This is a genomic window from Brenneria roseae subsp. roseae (genome assembly GCF_003115845.1).
GTDB lineage: Bacteria > Pseudomonadota > Gammaproteobacteria > Enterobacterales > Enterobacteriaceae > Brenneria > Brenneria roseae.
In genome coordinates this window covers 313,492-334,503 of sequence record NZ_KZ819024.1, presented here as the reverse complement: position 1 = coordinate 334,503, position 21,012 = coordinate 313,492, and the positions used below count along the sequence as shown (strand labels likewise).

The following is a 21,012-nucleotide window of genomic DNA, read 5'->3' as shown; positions in this document are numbered from 1 at the left end:
CTATGACACAAGATGAACTGAAAAAAGCGGTAGGGTGGGCGGCACTGGATTATGTTCGTCCCGATACGATTGTCGGCGTGGGGACTGGCTCTACCGCAGCCCATTTTATTGATGCGCTGGGTTCGATAAAGCACCAGATTAATGGTGCGGTATCCAGCTCCGATGCTTCAACGGCAAAGCTTAAAAGCCTGGGCATTCCGGTTTTTGACTGCAACGATGTTGATTCACTGGATGTGTATGTGGACGGCGCGGATGAGATTAACGGGCATATGCAAATGATTAAAGGCGGGGGCGCGGCGCTCACCCGGGAAAAAATCATTGCGGCAATTTCCCGTAAGTTTATCTGTATTGTCGATGCGTCAAAACAGGTGGATGTGCTGGGCAGATTCCCACTGCCGGTTGAAGTGATCCCGATGGCCAGAGCTTATGTGGCCCGGGAACTGGCGAAAATGGGCGCTCAGCCGGAATACCGCCAGGGTGTGGTGACGGATAATGGCAACATTATTCTGGATGTTCACAATCTGAACATCATGGATGCCGTGGCTGTGGAAAATCATATTAATGGCATTGCGGGAGTGGTGACCGTCGGACTGTTTGCCAATCGTGGCGCTGACGTCGCCTTGATTGGCACCGCCGACGGCGTAAAAACCGTGTTGAAATGAGTTGCTGATGATTTCGGGCGCGGGACTCTCCTCGTGCCTGAAAATTTTTTTATAAAAAAAAATTTATTTAACGGCTCATTTTTGGTACTTAATATCACTTTTTCTTATTTTGTGTATTGTCGATATGGCAATGCGCATCTTTGGCAATATTTTTCGCCAGAAATCTTTTCGTCGCCTCGCGCTTGCTATACCAGCAAGGCAATCGTTTGTATTGCTGACTGCGTAATTTTTGTTATGTTGACAGGGGCTGTTTAACAAACTGTCGCATCTGAAGTCTGAAAATAAGGTCGGGAAATGGCAAAGGTATCACTGGAAAAAGATAAAATTAAGTTTCTGTTAGTGGAAGGTGTGCATCAGAGCGCGCTGGAGAACCTGCGTGCAGCTGGTTACACCAACATTGAATACCATAAAGGGGCACTGGATTCGGAATCCCTGAAAGCATCCATTCGTGATGCGCATTTTATTGGTATCCGCTCGCGTACCCATCTGACAGAAGAGATTTTCGCTGCCGCTGAAAAACTGATTGCGGTTGGCTGCTTCTGTATCGGAACTAACCAGGTTGAACTATCGGCTGCGACGAAACGCGGCATTCCGGTATTCAACGCACCTTTTTCCAATACCCGTTCCGTTGCGGAAATGGTACTCGGTGAAATGCTGTTGCTGCTGCGCGGTATTCCGGCAGCGAATGCGAAAGCACACCGCGGTGTCTGGAATAAACTGGCTGTCGGCTCCTTCGAAGCGCGCGGCAAGAAGCTGGGCATCATTGGTTACGGTCATATCGGTATCCAATTGGGCATTCTGGCCGAAGGGCTGGGGATGCACGTTTATTTTTATGATATTGAAAGTAAATTGCCGCTTGGCAATGCGCAGCAGGTTCGCCACCTTTCCGATCTGCTGAATATGAGTGACGTCGTCAGTCTGCATGTGCCGGAAACCGAGAGCACCCAGAATATGATGAGCGCCGAAGAATTTTCGCTGATGAAGCCGGGTGCTATTTTTATTAATGCGTCTCGCGGTACGGTGGTGGACATTCCTGCCCTGTGCGATGCGCTGGGCAGCAAACACCTTTCCGGGGCGGCGATTGACGTCTTCCCACAAGAGCCTGCGACAAACAGCGATCCGTTCCTGTCGCCGCTATGTGAGTTTGATAATGTGCTGCTGACCCCGCATATCGGTGGTTCAACGCAGGAAGCGCAGGAAAACATCGGTGGTGAAGTGGCCGGTAAGCTGGCTAAATACTCGGATAACGGTTCTACGCTGTCCGCAGTCAACTTCCCTGAAGTTTCACTGCCCGTGCATGGTGAACGTGCCAGCCGGCTGCTGCATATCCATGAAAATCGCCCGGGCGTTTTGACGCAGCTTAACCAGATTTTTGCCGAACAGGGTATCAACATTGCGGCCCAGTATCTGCAAACGACGTCCGAAATTGGTTATGTGGTGATTGACGTTGAGACCGACGGCGCGCATACCGCGTTGCAACTGATGAAGGCGATCCCCGGTACTATTCGTGCCCGTCTGCTGTACTGATTGGCGGTATTATCCGGCCCCTGAAAGGGGGCTGGTTTTATTGGGAATCGTCGTGAACCAATCGGATGTGGTATTTCGTTAGACATAAAATGACCCGCACAAGCGGGTCATTTTGTATGGTGTTACTTGGTCATTTTTTTGTATTTGATGCGGTGTGGTTCTAGTGCGTCGGCGCCGAGAGTCCGTTTTTTGTATTCTTCATATTCGGTGAAGTTACCTTCGAAGAATTCCACCTTCCCTTCATCCTGATAATCCAGAATGTGGGTCGCGATACGGTCCAGGAACCAGCGGTCATGCGAGATAACCATGGCACAGCCTGGGAACTCCAACAGGGCGTTTTCCAACGCACGCAGCGTTTCTATATCCAGATCGTTGGTGGGTTCGTCAAGCAGCAGGACGTTGCCGCCAACCTGCAACAGTTTCGCCAGATGCAGACGGCCGCGTTCACCACCGGACAGCTCGCCGACGCGCTTGCCCTGATCAACGCCTTTGAAGTTGAAACGGCCCACATAGGCGCGGCTTGGCATTTCGGTGTTGCCGATACGCATGATATCCTGCCCGCCGGAAACTTCTTCCCACACGGTTTTGCTGTTGTCCATCGCATCGCGGAACTGATCAACCGACGCCAATTTCACCGTTTCGCCCAGCTCTATGCTGCCACTATCCGGCTGTTCCTGACCTGACATCATGCGGAACAGCGTTGATTTACCCGCGCCGTTCGGACCGATGATCCCGACAATCGCCCCTTTAGGCACGGAGAACGACAGACTGTCGATCAACTGACGTTCGCCATAGGATTTACTCAGGTTGGTGACTTCAATCACCTTGTCGCCAAGACGGGCGCCGGGTGGAATAAACAGTTCGTTGGTTTCGTTACGTTTCTGGTATTCCGTGTTATTCAGCTCCTCGAAGCGAGCCAGACGCGCCTTACCTTTAGACTGGCGGCCTTTGGCCCCCTGACGCACCCACTCCAGCTCTTTCTCGATAGATTTGCGGCGTGCCGCTTCCTGAGACGCTTCCTGAGCCAGACGCTGATCTTTCTGCTCCAGCCAGGAAGAGTAGTTGCCTTCCCACGGAATGCCTTCGCCGCGGTCCAGCTCCAGAATCCAGCCCGCGACGTTATCAAGGAAGTAACGGTCATGGGTGATGGCTACCACGGTACCTTCGAAGTCGTGCAGGAAACGTTCCAGCCAGGCCACGGATTCCGCATCCAGGTGGTTGGTCGGTTCATCGAGCAGCAGCATGTCCGGTTTTTCCAGCAGCAGGCGGCACAGCGCGACGCGGCGACGTTCGCCACCGGAAAGGTTGGCGATTTTCGCCTCCCATTCCGGCAGACGCAGGGCATCTGCCGCACGTTCCAGTTGGTTGTTCAGGTTATGACCGTCATGGGCCTGGATGATCTCTTCCAGTTTGCCCTGCTCTGCCGCCAGCTTGTCGAAATCCGCATCAGGCTCGGCGTACAGCGCGTACACTTCGTCCAGACGTTTCAACGCGCTAACCACCTCAGAAACGGCTTCTTCAACCGATTCACGAACGGTATGTTCCGGGTTCAACTGCGGTTCCTGCGGCAGGTAGCCAATTTTAATACCGGGTTGCGGGCGCGCTTCGCCTTCAATGTCCTTATCAATGCCGGCCATAATGCGCAGCAGCGTAGATTTACCGGCTCCGTTCAGGCCCAATACGCCAATCTTGGCGCCAGGGAAGAAACTGAGGGAGATGTTTTTCAGAATATGACGCTTCGGCGGAACGACTTTACCGACGCGATGCATGGTATAAACATATTGAGCCACGTTGCGACTTCGCCTCTTTCTGTCTGGTTGTTGTCGATAATTGTTATCGATAAATTGTAATTGACATCATTGTTTCTGTGCCACGCCGGGTGGCCATGTTGGGGCTTATTGCCGAAGATAGCGACCATATGAATGGCGATAAAACCCTCTTCGGCGGATCGGTAATGCTGATAACGGAGTGTAGCTGGTTTCGGTGTCTGATCCCAGCTATCCGGCGATTTGAGGTTGTCAGGATGCGAAGTGAACAGACCTGGCGGCAAAAAGGCATGGTTGGTTCAGCCTGTCTCCCCCGATTGGCGTATCGTTGTACGGCATGATGTGCCACACTTGATGGGGCCGTGCCGGATGAAAATGATAGTACAGGCGTTTTGACCGGCACGGTTTGATGATGCCTGTATAGTGGAAGGTATCGGTAGCAGAATCGATAACGAATGAGGGTAGTGCAGGTTATGGTTAAAGCGGGTTATTGGCGGTACGCTATTGCGGCAATCTGTCTGGCAGGGGCTTCGGGACATGTGCTGGCGGATTCTCTGGATGAACAACGTCAGCGCTATCAACAGGTTAAACAGGCATGGGATAGCAACCAGTTGGATACGGTCGCTCAACTGATGCCGACGCTACGCAACTACCCACTATATCCCTATCTTGAATATCGCTCGCTAACACAAGACCTGACTCAGGTCAGCGCCGCTCAGGTCAGGCAATTCGTTGCCACCCACCCGACTTTACCGCCAGCGCGTAATCTGAATACCAGCTTTGTCAACGAACTGGCCCGCCGACAGGATTGGCAGGGATTATTGGCGTTCAGCCCGCAGCCGCCCAAGCCGGTCAGCGCGCGCTGTAACTTCTATTATGCCCAATGGGTGGCGGGGCAGCGTCAGGGGGTATGGGACGCGACTCGCGATATCTGGCTGACCGGGCGTTCTTTGCCTTCCGTCTGTGACAAACTATTTTCTGTCTGGCAAGCGGCGGGGGAACAAACTCCGCTGACGACGCTGGAGCGTATTCGTCTAGCAATGGCTGAAGGCAGCACCGGGCTGGTGAATTATCTGGCTAAACAATTACCTGCTGATTACAAGACGATCAGTGATGCATTGATAAAATTACAGAATGAACCGAATACGCTGGAAAGCTTTGCCCGCGCCATCGGACCAACGGATTTCACCCGCAAAGTCACATTATCGGCATTCAGTCGCGTGGCGCGTCAGGACGTCGAGAACGCCCGCTCAATGTTGCCGGTGATTGTTCGTCTGCAAAAAATGAGTTCGTCCGAACGTCAGGAAATGGAAGAGATCATTGCCTGGCGATTGATGGGGAATGACGCCACGTCTGAGCAGGCGCTTTGGCGGGACGGCGTGGTACAACGCAGTACGTCGACAACCTTGATCGAACGTCGCGTGCGAATGGCGCTGGGGGCTGGCGATCGACAGGGATTGATCAACTGGATGGCGCGTTTGCCGGCGGATGTTCTGCAAAAAGACGAATGGCGTTATTGGCGAGCGTCGGTGATGCTGGAGCAGGGGAAACGCCAGGAGGGCGAGACGCTGCTGCGTGAACTGATGAAGGAGCGCGGCTTTTATCCGATGGCGGCGGCACAAAAGCTTAATGAGAACTATCCTGTCACCGTTATGACGGCGGTTAAACCTGACCGTTCATTATCACAGTTGCCTGAAATGGCCCGCGTAAGGGAGCTGATGTTCTGGCAGATGGATAATCTGGCGCGCAGTGAGTGGGTGGGACTGGTCGCCAATAGCAGTAAACCGCAGCAGGAGGCGTTGGCTCGCTACGCGTTTGAACAACGCTGGCCGGATTTAAGCGTACAGGCCACGATTGTCGGCAAGTTGTGGGATCATCTGGAGGAGCGTTTCCCGCTTGCCTGGAACGATGAATTCCGACGCGCCACGCAGGGTAAAGGCATCAGCCAGAGCTATGCGATGGCGATCGCCCGACAGGAAAGCGCCTGGAATCCCAAGGCGCGTTCACCCGTTGGCGCATCTGGTTTGATGCAGCTGATGCCCGCTACCGCACAGCATACGGCGCAAATGAGTAATATCACGACCTACATGAACAGCAGCCAGCTGTTTGATCCGCAAACCAATATTCTGTTGGGTACCTACTATCTGGAATATGTCTATCAGATGTTTGGCCGCAACCGTATCCTGGCTTCAGCGGCATACAATGCCGGGCCATCCCGCGTAAATACCTGGCTGAAAAACAGCGCAGGGCGCATTGACTCCGTCGCGTTTATTGAAAGTATTCCCTTCTCTGAAACGCGTGGCTACGTTAAAAATGTGCTGGCCTATGATGTCTTTTACCGTTATTTCCTACATCAGCCGGCGCGTGTTTTGACTGATGCGGAGTGGCAGCGTCGCTATTAGTCTGGTTCGCGCGATCATTTTCTACAATTTGTGCTATGCTGCTGTACTAGTTAAATAGTATGGCAGCCTGCGATGAATTCGTCATTCCTTACCGATCCGACACTATCTGAACAAGACAATGAAAACTGGCTACGCTTCGTGACATTGCTGCAACAGTCTGTGAATGAAGATCTGCAACAGCCGTTATTGCAGTTGTTGTTGACGCCAGATGAGCGGACGGCGCTGGGAACGCGAGTGCGGATTATTCAGGAACTGATGCGTGGAAAGCTGAGTCAGCGTGAGTTGAAAAGCGAGCTTGGCGCCGGAATCGCCACGATTACCCGTGGTTCCAACAGTTTGAAAGCCGCGCCTCCCGCGCTGAAGCGCTGGCTGGAGGCGCAGTTGCTGTCTGCGGATCAAGCCCCTGCGGAGAAAAGAGGGCGCTAGTTGGCGGTCTGTACCGGAGTCTGATAGATCGGGTTATGGAACGGAACCAACGCCAGCAGCAGCGCCTGATGATAAACGCTGGTGCGCGACAGTTTTCCGTCCGTGAAGACGCCAATTGCGCCGCCTTTGTGTTTAATATTCTGTACACCTGTCAGGCGTTCCATTTCATCACCCAACTCCCTTCCTTCACGAATGCCGTGTAATATACTTTCGGGTAGGACCAGGCTTGCAGAGCGAGACTCGCCACGCAGATGGGCGTTTTCCACCACCATCCAGGCAAAGGTCATGCATTCTTCAATCCCTGCTTCAACGCCGACCCAAAAATCAGCTTCAGGACGGACCTGACGGGCCATCATTACGCGATTTCTGGCACCCGTACGGGTTTCTAACGAACCGAGAGGCTGGCGTGGGACGCCGCTGTCGACGTCAACACCTTCGATGCGGCAATGTTCTGCACCAAAGACATCCGCGAATGCTAAAGTAATAGCCTTAATTTTTGCCGGGTTGGTAGTTGCAGCGACAACATGATACATAACGGTTTCGAACTCTTTAGTTAATTTGACGCAGTATAACGGAAAATAACCATGTTACAGGTATATCTTGTTCGCCACGGCGAAACAGAATGGAATGTGGCGCGGCGTATTCAAGGTCAATCCGACAGTGCGCTAACACCGCGAGGCGAGAAGCAGGCTTATCAGACGGCTGAACGTATCAGAACATTGGGCATTACGCACATTTTTACCAGCGATTTGGGGCGCACACGTCAGACGACGGAAATTATCGCCAGCGTCTGCGCTGACTGCCAGATCGTCGTGGAGCCGGGGTTACGCGAATTGCATATGGGCGTTCTTGAAGAACGTGATATTGACACCTTGAGTCTGCAAGAAGAAGCCTGGCGTAAACAGCTGGTGGATGGTACGCCGAACGGTCGGATCCCCGAAGGGGAGTCGATGAGCGAACTGGCCGAACGCATGCATCGCGTGTTGGCGCGTTGCCTGACGTTGCCGAAAGGCAGCCAGCCGTTGTTGGTCAGCCATGGGATGGCGCTGGGATGCTTGCTGAGCACGATACTGGGATTACCCGCCTCGGCGGAGCGACGACTGCGCTTGCGCAACTGCTCCCTGTCGCGCATTGATTATCAGCAAAGCCCGTGGCTGGCTCCTGGCTGGGTAGTGGAAACCGCCGGAGATATTTCGCACCTGGATATACCCGCATTGGATGAGCTACAGCGCTGATTGATTCTCGGGGTGCTGGATGGGGATAAAATATTCGCAGCGAATGATTTTGGGGATATCCTCACCCTGTTCGGAATTGGGGTGAAAACGCTCTGCGTCAAACCCCTTCCGACGAGTGATCTGGAATGTCGGCAGACAGGTGTCATACAACGTGATGATAAAATCCTGTAGCCCGTCAGCCGCCCCCTCATAGACAAACATGGCGTAATCGCCACCCGGTAAGATGATCGGCTCGCCGGTATGCACGTCGTCCGGCAGGTATTGTGGCTCCAGCGCGGTGGTGTAAAGCACTTCATGCTCGTCGTCTTTTTCCTTGCTCGGCTGCGAATGATGCAGCCCGTACAGTACTGGTGGGATCGTTTTAGTCTCTCCCAGGAACTGACGCCAGTAGTGAATACGGATTTCAGTTCTGAAATTACAAATCTGTTCCAGAGGGCAGTTATAGGTTTGCGTCAGGCCGAGCAACTTTGTTTCCGGCAGCGTGACGAACCGGGGCTGGGGCAAGGTGAATTCGCCTAATCGAATCGGCGGATGGATGCCGAAGGTATTCCAGTTATCGGAACGACGATAGGAAGCCGGCGTCTGGGCAAACTGCTTTTTGAATGCCCGGGTGAACGTTTGCTGGGAATCAAAGCGATATTGCAGAGCAATATCCAGGATGGGTCTACTGGTCAGGCAAAGGGCGACCGCAGCTTTGGTAAGCCGTCGTGCGCGAATATATGAACCAATAGCATGGCCTGTGACATCTTTGAACATTCGTTGTAGATGCCATTTTGAATAACCCGCTTTCGCCGCTACATTATCGAGTGATAAAGGCTGGTCGAGATGGCTTTCCAGCCAGTTAAGCAGATCACGTATAATACCGGCTTGATCCATAGATCTTCCTCGTCAAACACATTGAGCACTGAACGTATTGAGATCCTGCATCATAGCAATTTTTTGACATTGTCACCGCTTAAGATTCTTGAAAGTATTCAGCCGGCAATTTGGGTAACATGGCTGACGAAGGCGATGTATTTGATGGTGCGCTTCCCGGTGACGCAATGACGGATAATTTATGACGGATAATCAGAGAATCTGGAATATGAGCAAAAAGTTAATGACAGGTATCGGCTTGTTGATGTTATCGGCGGCGAGCGTAGTGCGAGCAGAGCAGATAGGTTCCGTTGACACGGTGTTTAAACTGCTGGGGCCGGATCATAAAATTGTGGTGGAAGCATTTGACGATCCCGGGGTGGATAATGTCACCTGCTATATCAGCCGGGCAAAAACCGGCGGTATCAAGGGCGGGTTGGGACTGGCGGAGGATACCGCTGATGCGGCGATTTCCTGCCAGCAGGTCGGACCGATTACGTTGACGGATAAAATCAAGAGCGCTGGCGATCGGGGAGAAGTGGTTTTCCAGAAACGGACATCGCTGGTTTTCAAGAAACTCCAGGTTGTGCGGTTTTACGATCGGAAGCGTAATTCGCTGATCTATTTGACCTATTCGGATCGTCTGGTTGATGGGTCACCAAAGAACGCCTTGAGCGCGGTACCCGTGATGCCATGGGAAAAAGCAGCTAACTGAGAATAGAAAAGCGGGTAGCGTTATTCGATATGGAACGCTACTGAAAGAGCCGAAGCAGCAAACTGCTTCGGCTGGGTGATCTCAGTCTTCCAGGTCGCCACAAAAGCGATAGCCTTCACCATGGATGGTGGCGATGATTTCCGGCGTATCAGCCGTTGACTCGAAATGTTTACGGATACGGCGGATCGTCACGTCAACGGTGCGGTCATGAGGCTTCAACTCGCGTCCGGTCATTTTCTTCAGCAATTCTGCGCGAGACTGGATTTTCCCAGGATTCTCACAAAAATGCAGCATGGCCCGGAACTCGCTGCGCGGCAGTTTGTATTGCTCGCCGGCCGGGCTGACCAGTGAACGACTGTTGATGTCCAGCTCCCAGCCATTGAAGCGGTAGCTTTCAACCAGGCGACGTTCTTCTGTGCCACCGCCCAGATTCATGGTGCGGGACAACAGGTTGCGCGCCCGAATTGTCAATTCACGCGGATTGAACGGCTTGGTAATATAGTCATCAGCACCAATTTCCAAACCAAGGATTTTATCGACTTCGTTATCACGGCCAGTGAGGAACATCAATGCAACACTGGCCTGCTCACGTAATTCACGCGCCAGCAACAAGCCATTTTTACCCGGCAGGTTGATATCCATGATGACCAGATTGATGTCGTTTTCCGACAGAATATGGTGCATTTCTGCGCCATCTGTGGCTTCGTGAACGATGTAACCTTCTGCCTCAAAAATACTTTTGAGGGTATTACGAGTTACCAACTCGTCTTCAACAATAAGAATGTGCGGCGTCTGCATGTTTGCTACCTAAAATTGCCAACTAAAATATAGAAATCGGAAGTACAGAAGTCGCTGTTATCATTGGAGCTATATGAGGTAAAGGTCACCATCTCACTCAACATTAGACTAAAGTACGTAAATACGTTCCTGGTGCACATTTCACCGGCCAGAGGAATGGCAATTAGGTGACGGCAGAGCGGATCTGACAGCGCTCAAAATGTGGTGCACAGTTTAACCTTATTAACAGCAACATAACAGTAAGCACTGATTTTGCTTGCTGACAAATTTACGGTTCCGTTGACATATATCAAACTTCATTGTAGCACGTTAACTATTTTGTGAAAAAGACTTACAAGATTGCTAGTTTAAGTCACAATTTAGCATCTTTTATACACGATTCAGCATAGCAAATGCTGATGACAGCAATAAGATAGTTTGGCTGAAAATTCATAACCTGAAGGATAGGCGCTGAAATTAATTATCTAATTTTTATTGGAAATAATCAATTAAGACGGCGTTTCTTCAAACAATCCCCGTTTCTTTTCAGCGGCAGAATGATGCCCGGCATTTTGTTGTGTTGTTGTTAATTTTTCGCGTGGTGACGGTTCGGTTTTTGCCCCATTGGAAACGTTTTCGCCGGCGTATTTTTACGCCATAGAGGATATCTATGCAGTTTCATATTATTTTGGTTAACCCCGCGCGCGCCGAGAACGTGGGTGCGGCAGCTCGAGCGATGAAAACCATGGGATTCAGTAGTTTGCGTATTGTGGGCAGCACCGCCCATCAGGAACCTGCGGCGGGCTGGGTTGCGCACGGTTCGGGAGATATTCTTGGCGCGGCCGCGATGTTTTCCACCCTGCAAGAGGCGCTGGCCGATGTGGATTTTACCATTGCGACGACTGCGCGTAGCCGCGCCCGCTTTCGTTATTACTGCACGCCGATCGAGTTGCTGGGGGTTATGCAGGAAAAGGCACATTGGGTCGGCTCTGCCGCGCTGGTGTTTGGGCGTGAAGATTCCGGGCTGACCAATGAAGAGCTTGAGCTGGCCGATGTGTTGACCGGCGTGCCGATGAAGGCTGACTATCCGTCTCTTAATCTGGGACAGGCGGTGATGGTGTACTGCTATCAACTGGCGGAATTAATGCAGATCCAACCGGATAAGGCGAGCCTGCCGCCAGTTGGATCGTTGTCGGCACTGCGACAGCGTCTGGAACGGTTGCTTATGACGCTGGGCGTTAGTGAGGATGAAAAACTGCGAGACTGGATCCATCAACGGCTGGGGCGTTTAGAACATCGCGACACGGCAATGCTGCATACTTTGCTGCATGATGTTGAGAAAATGCTATCCAAAGAAGATAGCGACAAGTGATTTTTTTGCAGTAAAACATGTTGATTTATGGTTTTTAATAAATAATCCTCTGGTTTATTCTCTGTCTTGTAGTTGATTTGACGTTTTTCGCGTATCGGTCGATGGGATGAAAAAAAAGAAATCCATTGACTTCAAGAGGCGATTGCCCTAACTAATAGGGCAGAATTTTTTAAATTTACCGAGACAAGTTTTTTCATGCGTACTATCAGCCTGATCACCACGATTATTACCATCACCGATACAACCAGTAACGGTGCGGGCTGACGCATACAACGAATCCGAAAAAGCCCGCACCGAACAGTGCGGGCTTTTTTTTATGGCAGAAATTCAGGAGAAAAATAAAAATGCGAGTGTTGAAATTTGGCGGGACTTCGGTGGCAAATGCGGAACGCTTTATGCGCGTTGCCGACATTATCGAAAGCAATGCGCGCCAGGGACAGGTTGCCACCGTACTGTCAGCCCCGGCAAAAATTACCAACCATCTGGTCGCGATGATCGAAAAAACGGTCGCCGGACAGGATTTACTGCCTAACCTTAACGACGCTGAAGCTATCTTCTCTTCTTTGCTGCAAGGTCTTGCCGAGTCCCAGCCCGGTTTTGAACTGGCACGCCTTAAGTCGCTGGTGGATCAGGAATTTGCCCAGTTAAAACAGGTTCTGCATGGTATCGCGCTGTTGGGGCAGTGTCCTGACAGCGTGAATGCCGCTATCATTTGTCGCGGCGAAAAGCTGTCTATCGCCATTATGGAAGCGGTATTCCAGGCGCGTGGTTATGCGGTTTCCGTCATTAATCCGGTGGAAAAGCTGCTGGCTCAGGGCCACTATCTTGAATCCACCGTTGATATCAACGAATCTACTCGCCGTATCGCCGAAAGCGCCATTCCGCAAGACCATGTGATCCTGATGGCGGGTTTCACCGCGGGTAATGATAAAGGCGAACTGGTGGTGCTGGGCCGTAATGGTTCTGATTATTCTGCCGCGGTGCTGGCCGCTTGTCTGCGCGCCGACTGTTGTGAAATCTGGACGGATGTCGACGGTGTTTATACCTGCGATCCGCGTCAGGTGCCGGATGCCAGATTGCTGAAGTCGATGTCCTATCAGGAGGCGATGGAGTTATCCTATTTCGGCGCCAAAGTCCTCCACCCCAGAACCATCGCTCCCATCGCCCAGTTCCAGATTCCCTGCCTTATCAAAAACACCGAAAATCCCCAGGCTCCCGGCACGCTGATCGGCATGGACAGCACTGATACGCAATATCCGGTCAAGGGCATCACCAACCTGAATAATATGGCGATGTTTAACGTCTCCGGACCAGGCATGAAAGGCATGGTCGGTATGGCGGCGCGCGTGTTTGCGGCGATGTCTCGCGCGGGTATCTCGGTGGTGCTGATTACTCAGTCATCGTCTGAATACAGCATCAGTTTCTGCGTCTCGCAGAGCGAATTGGCGCGTGCCAAAAAGACGCTGGAAGATGAATTCTATCTGGAACTGAAAGAGGGCGTGCTCGAACCGCTGGATGTCATGGAGCGTCTGGCTATCATTTCCGTGGTGGGTGATGGCATGCGTACGCTGCGTGGCCTGTCTGCCCGCCTGTTCTCCGCGCTGGCGAGCGCCAATATCAACATCGTCGCCATCGCTCAGGGGTCATCCGAACGTTCCATTTCGGTTGTGGTCAGCAATGATATGGCGACAACCGGCGTCCGTGTCGCTCACCAGATGTTGTTTAATACCGATCAGGTGATCGATGTATTCGTCATCGGCGTGGGGGGCGTCGGCGGCGCGTTGTTGGAGCAGATTCACCGCCAGCAACCGTGGCTTAAACAGAAGCATATCGACCTGCGGGTTGTCGGGATTGCCAACTCCCGGGCGCTGTTGACCAATATCAACGGTATTCCGATGGACACCTGGCGTGATGAACTGGCAAAAGCCCGCGAACCTTTCAATTTGGGCCGTTTGATTCGTCTGGTAAAAGAGTATCACTTGCTGAATCCGGTGATTGTCGATTGTACGTCGAATCAGGCCGTCGCCGATCAGTATGCAGACTTTCTGGCGGACGGCTTCCATGTGGTTACGCCGAATAAGAAAGCCAATACCGGTCCCATGAGCTACTACCAATTGCTGCGCAGCGCCGCTGCGAAATCACGCCGCCGCTTCCTGTACGACACTAACGTAGGCGCCGGTCTGCCAGTCATTGAAAACCTTCAGAACTTGCTGAACGCAGGGGACGAACTGATTCGCTTCACCGGTATTCTGTCGGGTTCGCTATCCTTCATTTTCGGTAAGCTGGACGAAGGCATGTCTTTATCCGAAGCGACGGCGCAGGCCAAAGAGAAAGGTTATACCGAGCCCGATCCCCGTGACGATTTGTCCGGTATGGATGTCGCGCGTAAGCTGCTGATTCTGGCGCGTGAAGCAGGGTATAAACTGGAGCTGGATGATATTGAAGTCGAGTCTGTCCTGCCAACCGGTTTTGATGCCTCTGGTGATGTGGATAGCTTCATGCGCCGTTTGCCGTCAGTCGATGATGAGTTCGCCAGCCGTATCGCGCAGGCGCGGGATGAAGGTAAAGTGTTACGCTATGTCGGCATGATCGAAGAAGGGCGCTGTAAAGTGCAGATCAGCGCAGTGGGTGGCAACGATCCGTTATTCAAAGTCAAAGATGGCGAGAACGCGCTGGCATTCTACAGTCGTTACTATCAGCCGCTGCCGTTGGTATTAAGAGGGTATGGCGCCGGTAATGATGTTACCGCCGCTGGTGTATTTGCAGATTTGCTGCGTACCCTGTCATGGAAGTTGGGAGCTTAATTATGGTTAAGGTTTATGCACCGGCATCGATTGGCAACGTCAGCGTCGGGTTTGATGTGCTGGGTGCGGCTGTTTCTCCGGTAGACGGCTCACTGCTGGGGGACTGTGTCTCTGTTGTCGCTGCGGATCGATTCAGTTTGCGTAGTGAAGGCCGATTCGTCAGCAAATTGCCAGACGATCCAAAGCAAAACATTGTTTATCAATGCTGGGAACGTTTTTGTCAGGAGATTGGTAAAACCGTACCGGTTGCCATGACGCTCGAAAAAAACATGCCGATCGGATCCGGTCTGGGCTCCAGCGCCTGTTCGGTGGTCGCTGGTTTGATGGGAATGAACGAGTTCTGTGGTAAACCACTGGATGACGTCCGTCTGTTGACCCTGATGGGCGAGCTGGAAGGCCGTATTTCCGGCAGCGTGCATTATGATAATGTAGCCCCTTGCTTCCTCGGCGGCATCCAACTGATGCTGGAAGAAGAGGGCATCATCAGCCAGCCGGTACCGGATTTTGACGACTGGCTATGGGTGATGGCGTATCCGGGCATCAAGGTGTCAACGGCCGAAGCGCGGGCGATTTTACCCGCGCAATATCGTCGTCAGGATTGTGTCAGCCATGGCCGTTATCTGGCCGGTTTTATTCACGCCTGTCATACCGGGCAAGCGTCGCTGGCGGCCAAATTGATGAAAGACGTCATAGCAGAACCTTATCGCACCAAACTACTGCCCGGTTTTGCCGCAGCACGTAAAGCCGCGGAAGATATCGGCGCGCTGGCCTGTGGTATTTCCGGTTCAGGGCCGACACTCTTTTCCGTGTGCAATGATATGGACAGCGCACAGCACCTGGCCCACTGGCTACGGGATAACTATTTGCAGAACGATGAAGGTTTTGTTCATATTTGCCGTCTGGATACAACAGGCGCACGACAACTGGGATAATGCATGAAACTGTACAACCTTAAAGATCATAACGAGCAGGTCAGCTTTGCTCAGGCCATCAAGCAAGGTCTGGGAAGCCAGCAAGGGCTGTTCTTTCCTCTGGAACTGCCTGAGTTTGAGCGTACTGAAATCGATGCGCTGCTGAAGCTGGATTTTGTCACCCGCAGCAGCCGTATTCTGTCTGCCTATATCGGTGATGAAATACCGGCGGAGACGGTATTTCAGCGTGTGAAAGCGGCTTTCGCGTTCCCGGCGCCGGTCGCGCCCGTCACAGAAGACATTGCCGCGCTGGAACTGTTCCACGGTCCGACTCTGGCATTCAAAGATTTTGGCGGCCGTTTTATGGCGCAGATGCTGACGGAAGTCTCCGGTGACGACAAGATTACGATTCTGACTGCGACCTCCGGCGATACCGGTGCGGCAGTCGCTCATGCGTTTTATGGTCTGGACAATGTCCGTGTGGTAATCCTTTATCCGCGTGGCAAAATCAGCCCATTACAGGAAAAGCTGTTCTGTACGCTGGGGGGAAATATTCATACTATCGCGGTCGATAGTGATTTTGACGCCTGTCAGGCTCTGGTTAAACAGGCTTTCGACGATGAAGAGCTGAAAAAGACGATTGGTCTGAATTCAGCCAACTCCATCAACATCAGCCGCCTGCTGGCGCAAATCTGCTATTACTTTGAAGCGGTCGCCCAGTTGCCGCAGGAAGCGCGTAATCAACTGGTCGTCTCCGTACCGAGTGGTAACTTTGGCGACCTGACTGCCGGTCTGTTGGCCAAATCACTGGGGCTGCCGATTAAACGTTTTATCGCGGCAACCAATGCAAACGATACGGTACCGCGTTTCCTGAGCAGCGGAGCCTGGGAACCCAATAAAACGGTCGCAACGCTGTCCAACGCCATGGACGTGAGCCAGCCGAATAACTGGCCGCGAGTGGAGGAATTGTTCCGCCGTAAAAACTGGCAGTTGAAAACGCTGGGCTTTGGTGCGGTGAGCGATGACACCACCAAAGAAACCCTGCATGAGCTTGAAGCGCTGGGCTATACCTCTGAGCCACACGCTGCAATTGCTTATCGTCTGTTGCGCGATCAGCTCCAGCCCGGTGAATTCGGCTTATTCCTGGGAACCGCCCACCCGGCAAAATTCAAGGAAAGCGTAGAGGCTATTCTGGGTAAAGAACTGGAACTGCCTGAAGCGTTGGCGAAACGCGCCGATCTGGCTTTGCTGTCTCATCATTTCCCGAATGATTTCGCGGCGTTGCGTCAGTTCCTGATGACGTTGCCGCAATAACTTCTTTTCAATCTTCAAGGGCGGAGTGCTCCGCCCTTGTCGGGTGATTCGCTTTATTGCTGGTGGCGTTTAAACACCAGTTCGTGAACGGATGATTCCTCTTCTTCGAAAAAGTAACCTTCCAGATTAAAGTCTTTCAGTTGTTCCGGCTGTGTCAGGCGATTCTGGATAATAAAGCGGCTCATCAGCCCGCGCGCTTTTTTGGCATAGAAGCTGATGACTTTAAATTTGCCGTTTTTTTCATCTAAAAATACGGGTTTGATCAGCGTCGCTTGCAGCTTTTTCGGTTGCACCGCTTTGAAATATTCGTCGGAAGCCAGATTGACCAGGATGTCGTCACCTTGTTCGCGCAGGGCCTGATTCAGCTTTTCGGTTATGATGCTGCCCCAGAAACTATACAGATCCTTACCCGCTTTATTGTTGAGTTTGGTGCCCATTTCCAACCGGTAGGGTTGCATCAGATCCAGCGGTCGCAGAACGCCGTATAAGCCGGACAGCATACGTAAATGCTTCTGGGCAAAATCAAAATCATCTTCGCTGAAGTTTTCCGCCGCCAAACCCGTATAGACATCTCCCTTAAACGCTAATAGCGCCTGACGCGCATTATCGGGGGTAAAGTCAGGGTGCCAGTCATTGAAACGTGCGGCATTCAAACCGGCCAGCTTGTCGCTGATACTCATGAGCGAAGCGATTTGTGCGGGGGTCAGAGTTTTGCAAACAGAAATCAACTGGCTGGAATAGTCCAATAGTTCCGGCTGGGTATAGCGTTGTGTTGCTAAAGGACTGGTGTAGTCAAGGGTTTTTGCGGGTGAAAGGGTTATCAGCATGCGCCATGTCCTGTAGGTCCGATTTTGTTGTTTTACTGTAGCAAATATCCAGCAAGAAAGCGGCGATGGTTATAACAGGAAAGGGCAATCGTCAGAACCGCGGTATGAGGTGAAAAGGCTGGCTTGCGTGGGGGGGCGTGCGTGTTATTATCAGATTCTGGCTAAAACATGATGCCACCAGTTCATGCACTCAGTATTCATGCACTAACAATCCATGTACAAACAATCCTGTACAAACAACGAGAAATGCCAACATGACGGATAAACTGACTTCCCTACGCCAATTGACGACGGTTGTGGCTGACACCGGCGATATCGCGGCCATGAAATTGTATCAGCCGCAAGATGCGACCACTAATCCTTCACTGATTCTGAATGCGGCTCAGATTCCTGAATATCGCAAACTGATTGATGAAGCGATCGCCTGGGCCCGTTTGCAGAGCAGCAACCGTGAGCAGCAGGTGGTGGATGCCACCGATAAGCTGGCGGTAAACATTGGTCTTGAGATTTTAAAACTGATCCCGGGCCGTATTTCTACGGAAGTCGATGCTCGCCTGTCTTACGATACGGAAGCCAGCGTTGCGAAAGCAAAACACCTGATTAAGTTGTATAACGATGCCGGCATCAGTAATGACCGTATTCTGATCAAGCTGGCTTCTACCTGGCAGGGTATTCGCGCAGCCGAGCAGTTAGAAAAAGAAGGGATCAACTGTAACCTGACGTTATTGTTCTCTTTTGCTCAGGCTCGGGCGTGTGCTGAAGCGGGCGTTTTCCTGATTTCCCCGTTTGTAGGTCGTATCCTGGATTGGTATAAAGCCAATGGCGATAAAAAAGATTTTGCGCCAGACGAGGATCCAGGCGTTGTTTCTGTTAGTGAAATCTACAGTTACTACAAAGAACATGGCTATGAAACTGTGGTTATGGGCGCCAGCTTCCGTAACGTAGGCGAAATTCTGGAACTGGCTGGCTGTGACCGTCTGACTATCGCCCCGGCGCTGCTGAAAGAGCTGTCTGAAAGCGAAGGCGACGTTGTCCGCAAGCTTTCTTATACCGGTGATGTGAAGGCGCGTCCGGCGAAGATGACTGAAGCGCAGTTCTACTGGCAGCATAATCAGGATCCCATGGCTGTTGATAAGTTGGCTGACGGTATCCGCAAATTTGCTGTTGACCAGGTGAAACTTGAAAAAATGATCGCTGACTTACTGTAATTGTTCCTGAGTGTTGAAATAGCCGGATGAGAATGATGTCCGGCTATTTTTTTGCGCTGCGGGCGCGTTTGCTATTCGTTCACTTGGTATTTAAATAGATGATGATGATTATTTGGCAACGGTATTGCGGTTTTTTTTGGCAATATAAAGATTTTCGTCAGCACGCTTCATGATGTCTATTAACCCTTCTTTGGCAATATTGTATTCAACCAACCCGATGCTGACCGTCAGATTTATTCTATCTCCATTTGGCGTCTCGTAATGGCTATCGTTGATCCGGGCTCTGGCCCGCTCCACCACCATGTAAGCATCATCCAGGCCAATATTGGGTAAAACAATGGCGAACTCATCGCCGCCAATACGCCCAAAAATATCTTCACGACGAAATGATCTTTTTAAAATATCGGCGACAAACTTCAAGGCGTAATCCCCCGCGCTATGGCCAAATGTATCATTCACCTTCTTGAAGTGATCGATATCAATTAAAATCATGCAAACGGGATGTTTGGTAAAATCGGAAATGTTCAGGGCTTTATTCGCCGCCATAAAGAAGGCATCTCGCCGCAGATATCCCGTTAGATCGTCATATCTGGCGATGGTGGGTAATTCGATCAGGTACTTTTTGGCTAATACAGACAGAAGACTACCTAAAATAGCGGAAATCAGAACAATGCTCAGTATGCCGATGATGCCGGACAACGAATTAAACGTATCGAATAGCGAAGGGGGCGGCGTTTCCGAATTGGTTCTTATGCGAATGCCCAGCAGCTCATCCGTAGGCGATAAAATGGGAAAAATGCTTGTTAACGTATCCTTCCCGGCATATTCACCGATAGACGGTAATTTATTCTGACAGATTCTGATGATCGACATATCATTAAAATGCAGCTCTGTCTCTGAGAGCCGGCCAATACATTCACTGCGCGTATCGCCGGTATTAAAAGCAAAGGTTCTGATGCGGGCGGAAACATAGCTCCCCGTTTGATGGGTAACGTCACTATCTTTAACTTCCGCCCCGGAACTATAAGATGAATAGGCTTTAATGGTTGTATCAAGATTGTGTTTTTCAATCTTCCAGACGTTTTTGTCTGATTCATGCATAAAAGCAACGGTGATAAAAAAAGCCAGCGTGCCGAACAGAAAGAAAGCAGGGATTGGATGGGAAAATATATTTAATATCTTATACTTAATTGTGCTCATAGGGTACTTCCTTGGTGTGGCTTTTTCTATTTCTCAAGGTACTGCAAAAGCGCGTTGATTTTATCATATGATTTAAATGCAGGTTATGATTAATCATAGCCTATCTCGTTATTTTTCCTCTCCATACGTGATGTTTTATTACATAAACATCAGAGATTGGACTCTGCCTTTGAAAAGGTTCCTCATTATATTTCCATTATCTAATTTTCATTTTCTGTTTCAGTTAGTTATTGACTGGCCAGTTTTGTCGTATTTTCGAGATGCTATTTAATAACTATTATCATGTAAGCAGTATGGAGAGAACAGCCAGAAAAGCTTCGGTTGCACAAATTTCTTGTCTGCATGATGGTTTGGTGGCGTAAATCAGATAATATTCTGATAAGACTAGGTTTTCAGCGAGGTGTTTATGAACAGATTGTGTATTGGTCTGGTATCTATTTCTGACCGGGCATCCAGCGGTGTTTATCAGGATAAAGGAATCCCCGCACTGAAAGAATGGTTGTCCAGCGCCCTGACCACGCCCTTTGAGATTGAAACCCGCCTGGTGCCCGATGAACAGACTCTGATTGAACAAACGCTGTGTGAACTGGTGGATGAACGCGGCTGCCATCTGGTGTTGACCACGGGAGGCACTGGGCCAGCCCGCCGCGATGTGACGCCCGATGCAACGCTGGCGATAGCCGATCGCGAAATGCCAGGGTTTGGGGAGCAGATGCGGCAGATTAGCCTGCAATTCGTTCCTACAGCCATTCTGTCGAGACAGGTTGGCGTCATTCGTAAACAGGCGTTGATTCTCAATTTGCCGGGACAACCCAAATCGATTAAAGAAACGCTGGAAGGACTGAAAGATGAGCACGGCAAAGTGGTGATGGCGGGAATTTTTGCCAGCGTGCCTTATTGCATTCAGTTACTGGAAGGCCCTTATATCGAGACCGATCCGAAGGTGGTAGCAGCTTTTCGTCCTAAAAATGCCATACGTGAAATAAAAAACTGAAGTTAGGCGATTTCAAA

The 21,012-nt window shown here is 51.1% G+C and carries 19 protein-coding genes and 1 other annotated feature; of the genes, 13 read left to right on the top strand and 6 right to left on the bottom strand.

All coding sequences use genetic code 11. From position 1 onward, the window contains the following. The first annotated feature begins 2 nt into the window (after positions 1-2). Positions 3-662, top strand: a complete 660-nt coding sequence (gene rpiA / locus DDT52_RS05775) for a ribose-5-phosphate isomerase RpiA (protein WP_136155514.1) — start codon at positions 3-5, stop codon at positions 660-662. A 294-nt stretch (positions 663-956) separates the two neighbouring features. Next, positions 957-2,189, top strand: a complete 1,233-nt coding sequence (gene serA / locus DDT52_RS05770; protein WP_136155513.1) for a phosphoglycerate dehydrogenase — start codon at positions 957-959, stop codon at positions 2,187-2,189. 122 nt (positions 2,190-2,311) lie between these two features. Here serA and ettA read toward each other — a convergent pair whose 3' ends face one another. Then, positions 2,312-3,979: an energy-dependent translational throttle protein EttA gene (gene ettA / locus DDT52_RS05765; protein WP_136155512.1), complete on the bottom strand. Its 1,668-nt coding sequence runs from the start codon at positions 3,977-3,979 to the stop codon at positions 2,312-2,314. 449 nt (positions 3,980-4,428) lie between these two features. Between ettA and sltY the strand changes: the two genes are divergently transcribed. Further along, the gene (sltY, locus tag DDT52_RS05760; RefSeq protein WP_168709738.1) at positions 4,429-6,357 is read left to right on the top strand and encodes a murein transglycosylase; all 1,929 of its coding nucleotides are present in this window, start codon (positions 4,429-4,431) and stop codon (positions 6,355-6,357) included. 72 nt (positions 6,358-6,429) lie between these two features. Beyond that, on the top strand, positions 6,430-6,783 hold the full coding sequence (trpR, locus tag DDT52_RS05755; RefSeq protein ID WP_136155511.1) for a trp operon repressor: 354 nt from the start codon (positions 6,430-6,432) through the stop codon (positions 6,781-6,783). On the opposite strand, the gene yjjX is transcribed toward trpR, so the two are convergent. After that, positions 6,780-7,316, bottom strand: a complete 537-nt coding sequence (yjjX, locus tag DDT52_RS05750; RefSeq protein WP_109052400.1) for an inosine/xanthosine triphosphatase — start codon at positions 7,314-7,316, stop codon at positions 6,780-6,782. The genes trpR and yjjX overlap by 4 nt on opposite strands. Before the next feature lie 51 nt (positions 7,317-7,367). On the opposite strand from yjjX, the gene gpmB reads away from it, so the two are divergent. Next, positions 7,368-8,018 (top strand): 2,3-diphosphoglycerate-dependent phosphoglycerate mutase GpmB, encoded by a 651-nt coding sequence (gene gpmB / locus DDT52_RS05745; protein ID WP_136155510.1) that lies wholly within the window; start codon positions 7,368-7,370, stop codon positions 8,016-8,018. Here the strand turns inward: gpmB and robA are convergent. Then, the gene (gene robA / locus DDT52_RS05740; protein ID WP_136155509.1) at positions 8,007-8,894 is read right to left on the bottom strand and encodes an MDR efflux pump AcrAB transcriptional activator RobA; all 888 of its coding nucleotides are present in this window, start codon (positions 8,892-8,894) and stop codon (positions 8,007-8,009) included. The two genes, gpmB and robA, sit on opposite strands and share 12 nt — an antisense overlap. Before the next feature lie 223 nt (positions 8,895-9,117). On the opposite strand from robA, the gene creA reads away from it, so the two are divergent. Then, a complete protein-coding gene (gene creA, locus DDT52_RS05735) occupies positions 9,118-9,588 on the top strand; it encodes a protein CreA (RefSeq protein ID WP_425591536.1) in 471 nt (156 codons plus the stop codon). Positions 9,589-9,669: 81 nt separating this feature from the next. Here the strand turns inward: creA and arcA are convergent, their stop codons facing one another. Further along, the gene (gene arcA, locus DDT52_RS05730) at positions 9,670-10,386 is read right to left on the bottom strand and encodes a two-component system response regulator ArcA (protein ID WP_109052404.1); all 717 of its coding nucleotides are present in this window, start codon (positions 10,384-10,386) and stop codon (positions 9,670-9,672) included. A 649-nt stretch (positions 10,387-11,035) separates the two neighbouring features. Here arcA and DDT52_RS05725 point away from each other — a divergent pair. The 5 genes from DDT52_RS05725 to thrC all read left to right on the top strand — a co-directional run bounded on the left by DDT52_RS05725 (position 11,036) and on the right by thrC (position 16,766). Then, on the top strand, positions 11,036-11,737 hold the full coding sequence (locus DDT52_RS05725; RefSeq protein WP_136155507.1) for a tRNA/rRNA methyltransferase: 702 nt from the start codon (positions 11,036-11,038) through the stop codon (positions 11,735-11,737). A gap of 195 nt (positions 11,738-11,932) precedes the next feature. Further along, positions 11,933-12,001: a thr operon leader peptide gene (thrL, locus tag DDT52_RS21465; protein ID WP_014916714.1), complete on the top strand. Its 69-nt coding sequence runs from the start codon at positions 11,933-11,935 to the stop codon at positions 11,999-12,001. Further along, positions 11,940-12,054, top strand: a sequence feature (Thr leader region). It overlaps the preceding gene by 62 nt. A gap of 27 nt (positions 12,055-12,081) precedes the next feature. Beyond that, the gene (gene thrA / locus DDT52_RS05715) at positions 12,082-14,541 is read left to right on the top strand and encodes a bifunctional aspartate kinase/homoserine dehydrogenase I (RefSeq protein WP_136155506.1); all 2,460 of its coding nucleotides are present in this window, start codon (positions 12,082-12,084) and stop codon (positions 14,539-14,541) included. A 2-nt stretch (positions 14,542-14,543) separates the two neighbouring features. Further along, the gene (gene thrB, locus DDT52_RS05710) at positions 14,544-15,473 is read left to right on the top strand and encodes a homoserine kinase (protein WP_136155505.1); all 930 of its coding nucleotides are present in this window, start codon (positions 14,544-14,546) and stop codon (positions 15,471-15,473) included. Between the two features lie 3 nt (positions 15,474-15,476). After that, entirely contained in the window at positions 15,477-16,766 is a 1,290-nt protein-coding gene (gene thrC, locus DDT52_RS05705; protein ID WP_136155504.1) for a threonine synthase, read from the top strand. A gap of 53 nt (positions 16,767-16,819) precedes the next feature. On the opposite strand, the gene yaaA is transcribed toward thrC, so the two are convergent. Next, the gene (yaaA, locus tag DDT52_RS05700; RefSeq protein WP_136155503.1) at positions 16,820-17,593 is read right to left on the bottom strand and encodes a peroxide stress protein YaaA; all 774 of its coding nucleotides are present in this window, start codon (positions 17,591-17,593) and stop codon (positions 16,820-16,822) included. A 254-nt stretch (positions 17,594-17,847) separates the two neighbouring features. Here yaaA and tal point away from each other — a divergent pair, with 254 nt between their 5' ends. Continuing rightward, positions 17,848-18,801, top strand: coding sequence for a transaldolase (gene tal / locus DDT52_RS05695; protein ID WP_136155502.1), 954 nt, complete (start codon positions 17,848-17,850; stop codon positions 18,799-18,801). Between the two features lie 108 nt (positions 18,802-18,909). Here the strand turns inward: tal and DDT52_RS05690 are convergent, their stop codons facing one another. Continuing rightward, the gene (locus DDT52_RS05690; protein WP_136155501.1) at positions 18,910-20,001 is read right to left on the bottom strand and encodes a GGDEF domain-containing protein; all 1,092 of its coding nucleotides are present in this window, start codon (positions 19,999-20,001) and stop codon (positions 18,910-18,912) included. A 406-nt stretch (positions 20,002-20,407) separates the two neighbouring features. Between DDT52_RS05690 and mog the strand changes: the two genes are divergently transcribed. Further along, complete coding sequence (gene mog, locus DDT52_RS05685; protein WP_136155500.1) at positions 20,408-20,995, top strand: molybdopterin adenylyltransferase; 588 nt, start codon at positions 20,408-20,410, stop codon at positions 20,993-20,995. The last annotated feature ends 17 nt before the right edge of the window (positions 20,996-21,012 follow it).

Coding starts and splice junctions, on each gene's coding strand:
- rpiA (WP_136155514.1), top strand. CDS start 3: ATGACACAAGATGAACTGAAAAAAGCGGTAGGGTGGGCGGCACTGGAT.
- serA (WP_136155513.1), top strand. CDS start 957: ATGGCAAAGGTATCACTGGAAAAAGATAAAATTAAGTTTCTGTTAGTG.
- sltY (WP_168709738.1), top strand. CDS start 4,429: ATGGTTAAAGCGGGTTATTGGCGGTACGCTATTGCGGCAATCTGTCTG.
- trpR (WP_136155511.1), top strand. CDS start 6,430: ATGAATTCGTCATTCCTTACCGATCCGACACTATCTGAACAAGACAAT.
- yjjX (WP_109052400.1), bottom strand. CDS start 7,316: ATGTATCATGTTGTCGCTGCAACTACCAACCCGGCAAAAATTAAGGCT.
- gpmB (WP_136155510.1), top strand. CDS start 7,368: ATGTTACAGGTATATCTTGTTCGCCACGGCGAAACAGAATGGAATGTG.
- robA (WP_136155509.1), bottom strand. CDS start 8,894: ATGGATCAAGCCGGTATTATACGTGATCTGCTTAACTGGCTGGAAAGC.
- creA (WP_425591536.1), top strand. CDS start 9,118: ATGACAGGTATCGGCTTGTTGATGTTATCGGCGGCGAGCGTAGTGCGA.
- arcA (WP_109052404.1), bottom strand. CDS start 10,386: ATGCAGACGCCGCACATTCTTATTGTTGAAGACGAGTTGGTAACTCGT.
- DDT52_RS05725 (WP_136155507.1), top strand. CDS start 11,036: ATGCAGTTTCATATTATTTTGGTTAACCCCGCGCGCGCCGAGAACGTG.
- thrA (WP_136155506.1), top strand. CDS start 12,082: ATGCGAGTGTTGAAATTTGGCGGGACTTCGGTGGCAAATGCGGAACGC.
- thrB (WP_136155505.1), top strand. CDS start 14,544: ATGGTTAAGGTTTATGCACCGGCATCGATTGGCAACGTCAGCGTCGGG.
- thrC (WP_136155504.1), top strand. CDS start 15,477: ATGAAACTGTACAACCTTAAAGATCATAACGAGCAGGTCAGCTTTGCT.
- yaaA (WP_136155503.1), bottom strand. CDS start 17,593: ATGCTGATAACCCTTTCACCCGCAAAAACCCTTGACTACACCAGTCCT.
- tal (WP_136155502.1), top strand. CDS start 17,848: ATGACGGATAAACTGACTTCCCTACGCCAATTGACGACGGTTGTGGCT.
- DDT52_RS05690 (WP_136155501.1), bottom strand. CDS start 20,001: ATGAGCACAATTAAGTATAAGATATTAAATATATTTTCCCATCCAATC.
- mog (WP_136155500.1), top strand. CDS start 20,408: ATGAACAGATTGTGTATTGGTCTGGTATCTATTTCTGACCGGGCATCC.